The sequence below is a fragment of the Stenotrophomonas sp. Nf1 genome (assembly GCF_003028475.1).
In the GTDB taxonomy this organism is placed as follows: Bacteria; Pseudomonadota; Gammaproteobacteria; order Xanthomonadales; family Xanthomonadaceae; genus Stenotrophomonas.
The window spans coordinates 128,461-140,819 of record NZ_PYTV01000011.1; the positions used below are offsets into that span (position 1 = coordinate 128,461).

Below are 12,359 nucleotides of genomic sequence, written 5' to 3' on the forward strand. Positions count from 1 at the left end.
GCAGAGTTCCGGCGAGCCTTTCGCCGCAATGAGCCCGACCTAACCTAGAGTTCTTCATGAGCACTTTCACTGCCAAGAACGAGACCGTCCAGCGCGACTGGTACCTCGTCGACGCCGAGGGCAAGACCCTGGGCCGTCTCGCCACCGAGCTGGCCCGCCGTCTGCGCGGCAAGCACAAGCCGGTCTACACCCCGCACGTTGATACCGGCGACTACCTGGTCGTCATCAATGCAGAAAAGATTGCCGTCACCGGCAAGAAGCTGCAGGACAAGATGTATCACCGTTTCACCGGCTACATCGGCAACCTGAAGACCGAGTCCCTGGCCCAGGCGCTGGAGCGCCACCCGGAGCGCGTGATCGAGATCGCCGTGAAGGGCATGCTGCCGAAGGGCCCGCTGGGTCGCCAGATGTACCGCAAGCTCAAGGTCTACGCCGGCACTGAGCATCCGCACGCCGCACAGCAGCCGCAGGTTCTGGATATCTAATCATGGCTATCACTCAAAACTACGGCACTGGCCGCCGCAAGTCCTCCACCGCTCGCGTGTTCCTGCGCAAGGGTTCGGGCAACATCACCGTCAATGGCCGTCCGCTGGACGAGTTCTTCGGTCGTGAGACTGCGCGCATGATCGTGCGCCAGCCGCTCGAGCTGACCAAGAACACCGAAAGCTTCGACATCCTGGTCACCGCCGCTGGCGGCGGCACCACCGGCCAGGCCGGTGCGATCCGTCTGGGCATCGCCCGTGCACTGGTCGAGTACGACGAAACCCTGAAGTCCGAGCTGCGCAAGGCTGGCTTCATGACCCGTGACGCCCGTGAAGTCGAGCGTAAGAAGGTCGGTCTGCACAAGGCCCGTCGCGCCACCCAGTTCTCCAAGCGCTGATCCATTGCGCCTGGTTGGGCTCCCTCGGGAGCCCGCTGGTTGGAAACGCAAAAGCTCGGCTTCGGCCGGGCTTTTGTCGTTCTGGGGTCGTGGATTTCCTGGTTGCCGGCCAGCGGCCGGCACTACCCGTGGTTCCGCGTGTTGGGAGGGTGGGGTCAGGGCCTTTCCTGCGGAAAAGGATCCGACCCCGAAGTTCTGTCTGGAGGAGAGCCCCCTTGATGTTCAAGGGGGTGCGCCGACAGGCGCGGGGATAAGGTGGAATGCGTGACCAAATTAAACGCAAAAGGCCAGATCTTTCGATCTGGCCTTTTGCGTTTAATTTGGCTGCCCCGGATGGATTCGAACCACCGAATGCCTGAGTCAGAGTCAGGTGCCTTACCGCTTGGCGACGGGGCAAAACGTGCAACTATTTTCTCACTTTTCACATTGAAAAACAACTTCATTTTCAATGTGGTGGCTATGGGTGGACTCGAACCACCGACCCCAGCATTATGAGTGCTGTGCTCTAACCGGCTGAGCTACATAGCCTTGGTGAGCCCGCTATTCTGCGGATGTGTAACGGGCATGTCAACACCTTTGTGCCGAGCTTGTGGGCCGGCAGAGGGCATGGGATAGTCCCGGACAGTAGATTTTTTAGGAGTCCGCATCGTGATCGATCCGGACGGCTATCGACCGAACGTCGGCATTGTGCTGATGCGGCAGGACGGCCAGGTGTTCTGGGCACGACGCGTGCGCCGGGACGGGTGGCAGTTCCCGCAGGGCGGCATGAACACCGACGAGACGCCTGTCGAGGCCATGTATCGTGAACTGCAGGAAGAGACCGGCCTGCTGCCTGAGCATGTGGAAGTGCTCGGGGCAACGCCCGGCTGGCTGCGCTACAAGCTGCCGGCACGGGCTATCCGCCGCAACGAGCGGCAGGTCTGCATCGGCCAGAAGCAGGTCTGGTTCCTGCTGCGGCTGACCGGCGACGAATCCCATGTGAAGCTGGACCATACCGACTCGCCCGAGTTCGATCACTGGCGCTGGGTCGATTTCTGGTACCCGGTGGAGCATGTGGTGATGTTCAAGCGCGGCGTCTATGCCCGCGCATTGCGACATCTGGCGCCACTGGCACGCGGGATCGCAGGTCAGGGGGTCACCGCCATGCCCAAGAGCGCTGCCGAGGCCTGGATGCCGGGGCACAACGCCGGTCACGACCGCCCACGCAAGCGCCCCCGTACCCGCGGTTACTGGCCCAAGAAGGCCCAGGGCGACGGCCCGGCAAGCTGATCGGCTGAACGGTATCGAGAATGGTTCATGTCATTGATTGACAACCATTCTCGTTTCCATTGGAATAGGCAACAGGCCGCTTCTGGCCTGTCAGCCCGGTTCCTGCCTGTGTACGTCTGCATCTGCAACGGAGTCACCGACCACCAGATCCGTGAAGCCGCCTCACAGGGCGTCACCTCGGTGGGCGAGCTGACCATGCGTACCGGTTGCGGCGCGACCTGCGGTTCCTGCCTGGACATGGCGGGTGATCTGCTGGCCAAGGCGTTGAACACCCACGACCTGCCGTTGCCGGTGCTGGGCCTGCAGGCGGCCTGATCCGCCCTTCGCGCGGCGCCCACGCCACGCCCACATCTGGTTCACCGCTGGCCGCACTGGCCAATGCGCACGATTCGCGTTCCTTCACGCCTGCGCGCAAGGGGTTAAAGTGCCCGCGTTTTCAGCGCGCAGGAGCACCGCCATGAAGGGCGACACCAAGGTCATCGAATTCCTCAACAAGGTCCTCTACAACGAGCTGACCGCGATCAACCAGTACTTCCTGCACGCCAAGATGCTCAAGAACTGGGGCATCAAGGAACTGGCCGAGCACGAGTACAAGGAATCGATCGACGAGATGAAGCATGCCGACATGCTCGCCGACCGCATCCTGTTCCTCGAAGGTCTGCCGAACTTCCAGGCGCTGGGCAAGCTGCGCATTGGCGAGAACCCGACCGAGATCCTGCAGTGCGATCTGTCGCTCGAACGCGACGGTGTGGTCACCCTGCGCGAGGCCGTGGCGTACGCCGATTCGGTGGGCGACTACGTCAGCCGCCAGCTGTTCGTGAAGATCCTCGATTCGGAAGAGGAGCACATCGACTGGCTGGAAACCCAGCTGGATCTGATCGAGCGCATCGGCGAGCCGAAGTACCTGCTGAGCAAGCTGGAAGAGTGATTGCACCCCGCGGCGTAGCGTCGAGCTTGCTCGACGGCTCCGTCGTGTCCGGCATGGCCCAGTCGAGCAAGCTCGACTCTACCGGTTACCGGTGCTGCGCCAGATAGCCCGTCAACGCCACCCGCGCACGGGCGAATTCGGCCACCAGCAGCGCGACCGCCACGGCGGGGCGCTGCAGGCTGCCACTGCGCGCTTCATGCTCGATGCGCGCGGCAACCGCCGACAACGACAGCGCACCCACATTCGCACTGGATGATTTCAGGCTGTGCGCGACGGCCTGCAGGCGCGATTCATCGCCGTTCTGCGCGGCCAGCTGCAACTGCTGCACCATCGCCGGCGCATCTTCAAGAAAGACCATAACGATCCGGGTGGCCGCGTCGCCGATCACCGCGTGCAGTTCGTCCAGCACATCGCGGTCGAGCACCGGTTGCTGCGGCGCCGCCGCCTGCTTCTCCGGATCCTGTAGAGCCGAGCCATGCTCGGCTGATGAGGGGCGACTGCAATGGTCCGTCAGCCGAGCATGGCTCGGCTCTACAGAAGGCCGGGGCAGTGACGCAGGTTTGCCCCCGGCCCAGCGCTGCAGCAGCGCATGCAACGTGGTGCGCGCGATCGGCTTGGACAGGTAGTCGTCCATGCCGGCCTGCAGGCAACGCTCCCTGTCGCCGGCCATGGCATTGGCGGTCATCGCGATGATCGGCAGGCGCGTGCGCCCGGCCTCGGCTTCCTCGGCGCGCCAGCGGCGTGTGGCGGCGTAGCCGTCCAGTACCGGCATCTGGCAATCCATCAGGACCACGTCCGTGCCGCCTTCGCGCAGCGCGGCGAGCGCCTGCTCACCATCGGCGGCATGGCGGACATCGCACTGGAACACGCGCAGCAGTTGCTCGGCGACCATCCGGTTGACCGTGTTGTCTTCCACCAGCAGCACGCACAGATGCAGCGGCGCCAGCGCTGCCGCCGCCGGCAGGGCTTCGGCACTGGCCAGCAGGGCCGAGGGCCGTGCGTGGGCCACCGGAGCGCCCAGCAGTGCATGCAGGGCGGCATCTTCGAAGTCGGTGGGCAGCCGGTGCTGGCGCGCGCGCGCCGGCATGGCCTCGTCCTGCAGCCACAGCAGTTGCAGGGTGTCATCCTCGCCACGTTCGGCCACGACCTGCTGCAGCGTGGCCCCACCATTGCGACGCGCGCGTGCATCGGCCAGCAGCCAGGCCGGTGCCAGCTGCGCGGGGCCGGGCGCTGCCCGCAGGCGCTCGACCACGGCATCCAGCTGCGCGAGCACCTGCACCTGCAGACCGTGATGGGCCGCGATGCGCTGCACGCGTGCCTGCAGCGTCGCGTCGGTACTGAACAGCAGCAGCGGGGCCGGGGCGCGCGCCATCGCAGGCAGGTCACCGGGCACCTTCAGCAGCGGAATCTCGAACCAGAACGTGGCACCCTGGCCGGGCGTGGACTGCACGCCGATGCGGCCCTGCATCAGGTCGATGATGCGCTTGCAGATGGCCAGGCCCAGGCCGGTTCCGCCATAGATGCGGGTGGTCGAGGCGTCGGCCTGGCTGAAGGACTGGAACAGGCGGGCCTGCAATGCCGCATCGATGCCGATGCCGGTGTCGATGATCTCGAAGCGCAGCTGATGCTGCGCGGCCGCTTCGCCCAGGCGCAGCACGCGCAGCTGCACCTGGCCGCGTGCGGTGAACTTGATGGCGTTGGCCAGCAGATTGCTCAGTACCTGGCGCAGGCGCACCGGATCACCGCGCACCGGCAGGCGCACCGCCGGGTCCAGCTGCAACGCCAGGGCCAGGCCCTTGTTGTCGGCGGCCCGCTGCATCAGCTGCACCACGCCGTCGAGCAGATCGCGCAGGTTGAAGCTGGTGATCTCCAGTTCCAGCGCCTGTGCTTCCAGCCGTGAGTAATCGAGGATGTCGTCGACGATGCGCAGCAGCTGTTGCGAGCTGGCCGACGCGGTGGCCAGCATCTGCCGCTGGTCATCGCCCAGCGGCCCGCGTGCGATCAGCTCCAGCATCGGCAGGATGCCGTTGAGCGGGGTGCGGATTTCGTGGCTCATCGTGGCCAGGAATTCGCCCTTGGCCAGCACCGCCGCCTCGGCCGCCTGCTTGGCCTGCAGCAGCTGCTGCTCCAGCTGGCCCTGGCGCTCGGTGGTCCGCCGCAGCTGGTCGCGCTCGCCGAGCAGTGCGTCATGCCCGCGCTGCAGCGCGCTCAGCGCATGCCGTTGCGCACGCAGGCGCAGGCTCGACAGCAGCAGCGCGCAGGCCACCACCGCCAGCGCCACCAGCAGCGCCGCCCACAGCGGCACCTCAGAGCACCGCGTTGTGGAAGTCGAAGTTCAGATCACTGCCGGCCGACTGCACCATGTTGCCCTGGATGTAGTCGACACCGCCGACCCACATCGCCGCGGCGGCCTGCGGGTCTTCGATCTGCTGGCCGATGATCTGCAACCCGGCAGCGTGCGCCTGTTCGATCGCCCGGCGCAGTTCCTCGCGTGTGGCCGGGTTGGAATGGCTGCTGGAAAAGCGCGCGGCCATGCGCACGAACGACAGTGGCAGCTGGGTCAGCAGCGCGTCGGCGTCGGCGCCGGGCTCGAACTGGCTCAGGCAGAAGCGTACGCCGGCACTGGCCATGCGCTGGCAGAACTGCTGCAACGGCACGGTGTGGATCAGCGCGTCGGGCAGGCGCACGTCGATCACCAGCGCGCTGCCGGGCAGATCGCGTTGCTGCAGCGATTCCAGCAGCCAGTCGCCGAAGGCATCGCGCTGCAGGGTGCGCAGCGACTGCGAAACGAACAGGTTCAGCGGCTGGGTGGCGTGCCGGTACAGGTCCAGCAGGCCCAGTGCATGGTCCATCACCTGCTGGTCGAGGTCGGCGATGCGGCCGGCCGCTTCGGCCGCCGGAATCACCTGGCCGGCGGCCAGCACCGTGCCATCGGCCTGGCGCAGGCGCAGCAGCAGCTGGTACTGCGCGGTATTGCCACCGGCCACGGCGACGATCGGCTGGTAGGCCAGTTCCAGCTGGCCTTCCAGCAGGGCCAGGTGCTCCTGCTCGGTCACGGCCTGGCGATGCACGTGGCCGGCCACGCCTGCGCTGAGCAGGCGCGCCTGCAGGGTGGTTCTTTCCACCGCTTCCAGCGCGCTGCTGGCGTCGTCGAAGCCCGGCGACAACGGCGCATAGCCGACCACGCCACGCAGGTGCACCGACTCGTCATCGCGGATCACGAAGGCGCGCGCCGAGAGCTGCTCGCGCAGGGTCGCAGCGATGCCTTCCAGCGAGTCTTCGCCGGCATTGCGCGCCAGCAGCAGGAAGCTGTTGTCGTTAAGGCGGGCCAGCAGGTGCGGTTCGCCGGCCTCGGCCAGACGTTGCCCGGCCTGCACCATCAGCCGCTCGAAGGCGGCGTAGCCGTAGCGCTCGCGCAGCCCGAGGGCGCTGGCCACCTCGATGAAGAACACACCGCCCGCGTCGCGGTGGGCGAGCGCGGCATTGAGCTGCTGCAGCACATGGTGGCGCGTCGGCAGGCCGGTTTCCGGATTGCTGGTGGCCGGCGCACCGCCCACCCCCGGCAGCGTGGCGGCCTGCGCACGCGCACGGCGGATGCGGTTGGCCACGGCCGCGATCAGGTGACGGGGCCGGATCGGCTTGCTCAGGTAGTCGTCGGCGCCACTGTCGAGCACTTCGAACTGGCGCTCCGGATCCGGGTCGCCGCTGAGGAACACGATCGGCAGCAGCTGCAGGCCAGGTTGCTGGCGGATCAGGGCGGTCAGCCGCATGCCATCCAGCCCCGGCAGGTGCAGGTCCATCAGGATCAGGTCGGGATGGTGTTCCTTGATGGCCTGCAGCGCGCCGTCGGCATCGTTGTGCACGATCGCCTGCATCCCGGCGCCGTGCAGCACGCTCTGCGCGAACAGGGCCTGGGCACGGTCGTCCTCGACGATCAGTACGCGATAGGGCGAGTCGGCAGGTGGCGGGGCCGGGTCCGAGTTGCCGGCGTCGGCCAGCACCGCCGCGCCAGGCAGCGCCGGGGGCGCGAGCGGGGGCGGTGCCGTTGCCGCCGCCGGGCTGGCCGGAGACGGCGGTGTTGCCATCACCGGAGCCGTCACCGGGTGTGCCCAGCGCTGCCAGTGGTCGGCCGGCGGGGTTTCAGCGCGTCCCGGGCGGGCGCCCGCGGGGGATTCGTTTGCGGCCATCGGTGCTCCTGGTGTTCGCGTCCATTATGCGACAAGCCTGGTGATCAACCGCTGCCGGATGGCCTTGTTACCGACGCCGAGCCGCCGCGTGCCAGCCAGCGCACACCTTTCCACAGGGCGCGCCAGACCAGCCACACCGCCAGTGCACCGGCCAGGCTGCAGGCCAGCACCACCACCAGCGCGATCCACGGGTGCGCCAGCGCCAACGCCAGGCCGCCGATCACCACGGTGTCCTCGGCGGCGGAGGCCACCCAGTTGCTGGCCGGTTCCGGCGAGGTGTTGAGCAGGGCGCGGGTGCCCGCCTTCAGGCCATGGCTGGCCAACGCCACGCCGGCGCCGGCAGCGAGCGCGCCGGTTCCCAGCTGGCCATCCGGCGACAGCGTGGCGGCGGCGAGGAAGGCACCGGCCGGCACGCGTGCCAGGGTCTGCACCAGGTCCCAGGCCGAGTCCACACCGGGAATCTTGTCGGCAAAGAATTCGGTGATGGCCAGCGCCGCCGATGTTCCCAGCACCCACCACGATTCGGTGGCCTGCAGGGCGGGGGGCAGGTCGACCCAGCCGAGCAGGCCGGCCAGGCCGACGCCGAACACGGTGAGGTAGACGCGGATGCCGGCCAGCCAGGCCAGCAGGATGCCGATCACGAACAGGTGGGCTTCGGTCATGGCGGTGCTCCGGCGACGGAACTGTGCAGGGGGCCACACTATCGGCGATGGCGTGGCTGAACGCCACAGACCGTGGCGGGCCACTGCGCAGGAAACCCACCCGTCCTGTCATACACTAGCCCGTCGTTTGCCACAGGGGCCGTACCGGTATCGCCCTGGCGATGCCCCGGAATCCACCCATGAACAACCGCCCACCCATGCGCGTGCAGGTGCGCCTGCCGGGTGCCTCGCAGCCCCCCGTCGACCGTCGACGCCTGCTGGTGATCGGCGGCATCTGGCTGCTCAGCCTGGTGCTGGCGGTCCTTGGTGGCTGCTGGCTGGCCACCCCGCGCGATGCCCAGGGCCAGCGCCTGCAGGCCGCAGAGAAGCGCGCCGAGACGCTGCAGGGGCAACTGACCGAGCTGCGCCAGAAGCAGGCCACGCTGGAAGCCTCCGACCGCATCAGCCGCGCCGCCAATACCGAGGTGCAGTCCTCGCTGGCCGAGCGTGATGAGGAAATCGCTGGCCTGCGTGCCGACGTCGCCTTCTACGAGCGCCTGGTCGGCTCGACCAGCCAGCGCAAGGGGTTGAACACCCATTCCATCGAGTTCAGCCCGGAGACCGCCGGCACCTGGCAGTACACCGCTGTGCTGACCCAGAACCTCAACCGCGGTGCCATCAGCCAGGGGCAGATGCGCTTCACCGTGGAAGGCGTGAAGAACGGCAAGCTGGCCACGATCAGCTGGGATGATCTGCACCAGCGCAGCAAGGTACCGGGGCAGGATTACTCGTTCCGGTACTTCCAGCAGATCACCGGCAGCGTCATGCTGCCGGCTGACTTCACCCCGCAACGCGTGCGGGTGACATTGGGGAGTGGTACGGGGGGTACCACCCAGGTATTCGACTGGAAACAGGCCGGTGCGCCGGCCAGCAAAGGGGAGTAGGCAGATGTTCGGGAACAGCAAATCCAACCGTGATGGCCAGCTGGTGGTCGACGCCCTGATCGGCAACCAGGTGGTGATCCGTGGCGATGTGGAATTCAGTGGTGGCCTGTACGTGGAAGGCCGCATCCACGGCAAGGTGATCGCCGCCGAGGGCGCCAGTGGCGCGACCCTGACGGTAGCCGAGCACGGCGTGATCGAAGGCGAGATCCGTGCCCAGGTGGTGGTCATCAGTGGCCGCCTGGACGGCGATGTGCACGCCACCGAGAAGGTTGAACTGACGCCGAGCGCGCGGGTCAACGGCAACGTCCATTACCAGGTGGTGGAAATGAATGCGGGCGCCCAGCTGAACGGCCGCCTGATCCATGCCAGCGCCCCGATGGCGGCGCTGCCGGCCCCGGAAGGCGACGACGCCAATGCGGGCAAGGGCGACACCGCCGCGCGCCGCAAGCTGGCCGAGGCGATGGCTTGAAAGCCATCGTCGGCGCCCCCATGCTGACGCCATGAGCACGCTAGTCTCCCTGCCCGGCGCCACCCCGGCCGCCGCGCCCGATTACCAGTCGCTGGAGCGCCCGCTGAACTTCACCGAGTCGGCGGCCGCCAAGGTCAGATCCCTGATCCAGGAAGAGGGCAACCCCGACCTGGCCCTGCGTGTGTACATCGAGGGAGGCGGCTGTTCGGGCTTCCAGTACGGGTTCGAGTTCGATGAGAACCGGGCCGACGATGATCTGGCGGTACAGACCAGCGGGGTGACCCTGCTGGTCGACCCGCTGAGCCTGCAGTACCTGATGGGCGCCGAGGTGGACTACACCGAGAGCCTGACCGGTGCCCAGTTCGTGATCCGCAACCCGAATGCCAAGACCACCTGCGGCTGCGGCAGCAGCTTCAGCATGTAAGAGCCTTGTGGCTGGGATGTGCCAACCAAGGTTGGCACCCACCAGAGCGGATCAGTAGATCCACGCCATGCGTGGATGCTCTGTGCCTCCGCGTCCACAACAGCCGATTGCGCACAGTGCCGACCTTGCCACCTGCATCGATTGGCGGCACGCTTGCCGGATGCCCAATACTCCTTCGCCGCTTTCCGGTTTCGCCTTCGTGGGCGAACCGCTGGAGCGCGCCGATGCCCTGCGCGACGATGCCGAAGCACTGGCGCGCCTGTGGCCGGGCGCGCGCATCCTTGTTCTCGATCACGACGGTAGCGCCTTCACCGACGATGACGATCAACCGCTGGCGGTGACCGGCGCCGATATCGGCGGTGGCCCCGGTGCCGCGATCTTCCTCGGCCTGCGCGGCGAACAGGCCTGGTTCTCGGTCGAAGCCGCCAATGTGACCGTCACTGCGCCGCGCCGCCTCGACCTGCGCCAGGCCGCGTTGCTGTGGCCGATGGCCGATGCAACCGCCTTCAGCTACGCGCGCGGCATGTCCTACTGGCACGCGCGCACCCGCTTCTGTGGTGTGTGCGGCGGCGCCGTGGCGTTTGCACGCGGCGGTTTCGTGGGCCGTTGCGCGCAGTGCTCCACCGAGCACTACCCGCGTGTCGATCCGGCCGTGATCGTGGCGGTGGAGAACCAGGGCCGCCTGCTGCTCGGCCGCCAGTCGAACTGGGCGCCGCGGCGCTACTCGGTGCTGGCTGGCTTCGTCGAACCGGGCGAGACCTTCGAGCAGACCGTGGTGCGCGAGGTCCACGAGGAGAGCAAGGTGCGGGTGACCGCCTGCCAGTATCTCGGTTCGCAGCCGTGGCCGTTCCCCGGCGCGCTGATGGTCGGCTTCCGTGCACAGGCCCAGGACGACCTGCCGACGGTGGATGGTGAGCTGGAAGATGCGCGCTGGTTCAGTGCCGAAGAGGTGGGCGCTGCGCTGGCGCGTGATGCCCATGACGACGGGCAGGGCATCCGCCTGTCACCGCCGATCTCGATTTCGCGTGGCCTGATCGAGCACTGGTACCGCCAGCAGAAGGCGTGACGGCAGGCGGCCAGCGGGCGTGCAACGGCCCGGAATTGCCGCCACCTGAACACGGCCCGGGTTACAGTGCGGGCCATCCGTGAAGCGGCGGCTGCGACAGGTAAGGTAGCGGCGCCACGCGTTCTGTTTTGTAGGGAGACCTGCCATGTTCACCACTCTGGCCGCCGTGCTGGTTGCACTGGCCCTGGGCCATGTCGCTCCGGCCGCTGCCGCTTCGCTGCGTCGCTTCGATGGCTTCCGGCGTTGGCTGGGCTGGCTGGACGCGCGCGGTGGCAAGGCCTGGCATGGACCGGCAGGTGTCGCTCTTGCCTTGCTGCCGCCACTGCTGTTGATGGCGTTGCTGGCATGGCTGCTGCGCGGGGTGCTGTTCGGGCTGCCGTCGCTGCTGCTGGGGGTGGTGGTGCTGGCGTGGTGCTGGGGCCCGCGCGACCTGGATCGCGATATCGAGGCGGTCATCGATGCCGACGATGCGGCGACCCGGCAGGCGGCCATGCGCAACCTGCAGGCCGCCGGTGGCAGCCTGCGCGAGGACGTACCGTCGCTGGTGGAAGCCACCGTGCTCAATGCACTGCGGCGCTGGTTTGCGGTGCTGTTCTGGTTCCTGTTGCTTGGCCCGGCCGGTGCACTGGGCTATCGACTGCTGGCGCTGATGGCGGAAAGCCCGATGCGCGCTCGTGTTCCGGCCGAGCCGCTGGCAGTGGCGCAGCGGCTGCTGGGCTGGATCGAGTGGCCGGTGGCGCAGCTGATGGCGTTCTCGATGGCGCTGGTCGGTAATTTCGATACGGCGTGGAAGGCGTGGCGGCAGGCGCATGGCGAGCGCCTGGCCGGAGGCATCGCCTTCCTCGGCGCGGTGGCACGCGCTAGCGTCAACGCCGAACTGCGCGAGGACGCGCACGATTACACCGAAGCGGGTTTGTTGCCGGTGTGGCAGCGCCTGCCGGAACTGCGTGATGCGATGAGTCTGGTGTGGCGGATGCTGCTGCTGTGGCTGGCCGTGCTGGCACTGCTGGTGATTGCAGGCTGGGTGACGTAGGTGCTTTGCAGGGCTTGCAGCCCTGCACCTGCAGAGGCAACAGCAACAGCAACAGCCGGATTACCGCGGGATGGCGGGGTGGGGCGGATGGCGGGGGACGCCGTAAACCCGTCCATGGGGGCTTGGTCGCCGCATCCATGCGGCTCACACCCCCGCCATCCGACCCACCCCGCCTTCGACAGTTTGCCGGTGACGTTGGGTCCACTGCGATTGCCGGTAGGTGTCGACCTTGGTCGACACGGTAGATCCACGCCATGCGTGGATGCAGAGCGAAGCGATCGGCTTCCGCTTTTGATCTTCTCTTTCTTTTCCGTGGTGGACGCGCACGGAAACTGTCCGTGGCCGGGCGGGATGGGCTTGCGGGGGTGTCCGCGGCATGGATGCCGCGGCCAAGCCTTATCTGATCGGAATCTGGCAGCGTAGGTGTCGAGAGCCGGCGTGGGCCGCCGTGTAAGCCTGGATCTCGACGATCGCCTTGGAGCTTGGCGCCCACGCCGGAATCTCCCTTGATCCGCCCG

13 protein-coding genes and 2 tRNA genes are annotated in these 12,359 nt (G+C 67.4%); 10 read left to right on the plus strand and 5 right to left on the minus strand.

Going from position 1 to position 12,359, the window contains the following annotated elements; translation table 11 throughout:
• Positions 1-56: 56 nt before the first annotated feature.
• Both rplM and rpsI read left to right on the plus strand, forming a co-directional pair.
• Positions 57-485 (plus strand): 50S ribosomal protein L13, encoded by a 429-nt coding sequence (rplM, locus tag C9412_RS18275; protein ID WP_005414692.1) that lies wholly within the window; start codon positions 57-59, stop codon positions 483-485.
• 2 nt (positions 486-487) lie between these two features.
• Positions 488-880: a 30S ribosomal protein S9 gene (gene rpsI / locus C9412_RS18280; protein WP_005411311.1), complete on the plus strand. Its 393-nt coding sequence runs from the start codon at positions 488-490 to the stop codon at positions 878-880.
• 321 nt (positions 881-1,201) lie between these two features.
• Here the strand turns inward: rpsI and C9412_RS18285 are convergent.
• Together C9412_RS18285 and C9412_RS18290 are read right to left on the minus strand one after the other, a co-directional pair.
• A tRNA-Gln gene (locus C9412_RS18285) sits at positions 1,202-1,276 on the minus strand.
• A 55-nt stretch (positions 1,277-1,331) separates the two neighbouring features.
• Positions 1,332-1,408 (minus strand) — tRNA-Met (locus tag C9412_RS18290).
• Between the two features lie 120 nt (positions 1,409-1,528).
• On the opposite strand from C9412_RS18290, the gene C9412_RS18295 reads away from it, so the two are divergent.
• From C9412_RS18295 to bfr, 3 genes are all read left to right on the plus strand, one after another.
• The gene (locus C9412_RS18295) at positions 1,529-2,149 is read left to right on the plus strand and encodes an RNA pyrophosphohydrolase (RefSeq protein WP_107232913.1); all 621 of its coding nucleotides are present in this window, start codon (positions 1,529-1,531) and stop codon (positions 2,147-2,149) included.
• A gap of 108 nt (positions 2,150-2,257) precedes the next feature.
• Positions 2,258-2,464 carry a bacterioferritin-associated ferredoxin gene (locus C9412_RS18300; protein WP_107232914.1) on the plus strand — a complete coding sequence of 69 codons (207 nt, stop codon included), beginning with the start codon at positions 2,258-2,260 and terminating at the stop codon, positions 2,462-2,464.
• A gap of 142 nt (positions 2,465-2,606) precedes the next feature.
• Positions 2,607-3,077, plus strand: a complete 471-nt coding sequence (gene bfr / locus C9412_RS18305) for a bacterioferritin (protein ID WP_005414691.1) — start codon at positions 2,607-2,609, stop codon at positions 3,075-3,077.
• Between the two features lie 85 nt (positions 3,078-3,162).
• On the opposite strand, the gene C9412_RS18310 is transcribed toward bfr, so the two are convergent.
• The 3 genes from C9412_RS18310 to C9412_RS18320 are packed head-to-tail and all read right to left on the minus strand — an operon-like array spanning position 3,163 to position 7,926.
• Positions 3,163-5,382: an ATP-binding protein gene (locus tag C9412_RS18310; RefSeq protein ID WP_107232915.1), complete on the minus strand. Its 2,220-nt coding sequence runs from the start codon at positions 5,380-5,382 to the stop codon at positions 3,163-3,165.
• A gap of 1 nt (position 5,383) precedes the next feature.
• Positions 5,384-7,264, minus strand: a complete 1,881-nt coding sequence (locus C9412_RS18315; RefSeq protein ID WP_107232916.1) for an EAL domain-containing protein — start codon at positions 7,262-7,264, stop codon at positions 5,384-5,386.
• Between the two features lie 44 nt (positions 7,265-7,308).
• Entirely contained in the window at positions 7,309-7,926 is a 618-nt protein-coding gene (locus C9412_RS18320) for a DUF4126 domain-containing protein (protein ID WP_107232917.1), read from the minus strand.
• 179 nt (positions 7,927-8,105) lie between these two features.
• Between C9412_RS18320 and C9412_RS18325 the strand changes: the two genes are divergently transcribed.
• The 5 genes from C9412_RS18325 to ampE all read left to right on the plus strand — a co-directional run bounded on the left by C9412_RS18325 (position 8,106) and on the right by ampE (position 11,841).
• Positions 8,106-8,849 carry a DUF6776 family protein gene (locus tag C9412_RS18325; RefSeq protein ID WP_107232918.1) on the plus strand — a complete coding sequence of 248 codons (744 nt, stop codon included), beginning with the start codon at positions 8,106-8,108 and terminating at the stop codon, positions 8,847-8,849.
• Positions 8,850-8,853: 4 nt separating this feature from the next.
• Positions 8,854-9,318, plus strand: a complete 465-nt coding sequence (locus C9412_RS18330; protein ID WP_107232919.1) for a polymer-forming cytoskeletal protein — start codon at positions 8,854-8,856, stop codon at positions 9,316-9,318.
• Between the two features lie 31 nt (positions 9,319-9,349).
• A complete protein-coding gene (gene erpA / locus C9412_RS18335) occupies positions 9,350-9,742 on the plus strand; it encodes an iron-sulfur cluster insertion protein ErpA (RefSeq protein WP_057497547.1) in 393 nt (130 codons plus the stop codon).
• Between the two features lie 160 nt (positions 9,743-9,902).
• Positions 9,903-10,808: an NAD(+) diphosphatase gene (nudC, locus tag C9412_RS18340; RefSeq protein ID WP_107232920.1), complete on the plus strand. Its 906-nt coding sequence runs from the start codon at positions 9,903-9,905 to the stop codon at positions 10,806-10,808.
• Between the two features lie 145 nt (positions 10,809-10,953).
• Positions 10,954-11,841, plus strand: a complete 888-nt coding sequence (ampE, locus tag C9412_RS18345; protein ID WP_107232921.1) for a regulatory signaling modulator protein AmpE — start codon at positions 10,954-10,956, stop codon at positions 11,839-11,841.
• Positions 11,842-12,359: the final 518 nt, after the last annotated feature.

Bases quoted from the DNA above. Each gene is read 5' to 3' on its own strand.
- ampE (WP_107232921.1), top strand. From the start codon at position 10,954: ATGTTCACCACTCTGGCCGCCGTGCTGGTTGCACTGGCCCTGGGCCAT.
- C9412_RS18320 (WP_107232917.1), bottom strand. From the start codon at position 7,926: ATGACCGAAGCCCACCTGTTCGTGATCGGCATCCTGCTGGCCTGGCTG.
- nudC (WP_107232920.1), top strand. From the start codon at position 9,903: ATGCCCAATACTCCTTCGCCGCTTTCCGGTTTCGCCTTCGTGGGCGAA.
- bfr (WP_005414691.1), top strand. From the start codon at position 2,607: ATGAAGGGCGACACCAAGGTCATCGAATTCCTCAACAAGGTCCTCTAC.
- erpA (WP_057497547.1), top strand. From the start codon at position 9,350: ATGAGCACGCTAGTCTCCCTGCCCGGCGCCACCCCGGCCGCCGCGCCC.
- rplM (WP_005414692.1), top strand. From the start codon at position 57: ATGAGCACTTTCACTGCCAAGAACGAGACCGTCCAGCGCGACTGGTAC.
- C9412_RS18330 (WP_107232919.1), top strand. From the start codon at position 8,854: ATGTTCGGGAACAGCAAATCCAACCGTGATGGCCAGCTGGTGGTCGAC.
- C9412_RS18315 (WP_107232916.1), bottom strand. From the start codon at position 7,264: ATGGCCGCAAACGAATCCCCCGCGGGCGCCCGCCCGGGACGCGCTGAA.
- C9412_RS18325 (WP_107232918.1), top strand. From the start codon at position 8,106: ATGAACAACCGCCCACCCATGCGCGTGCAGGTGCGCCTGCCGGGTGCC.
- rpsI (WP_005411311.1), top strand. From the start codon at position 488: ATGGCTATCACTCAAAACTACGGCACTGGCCGCCGCAAGTCCTCCACC.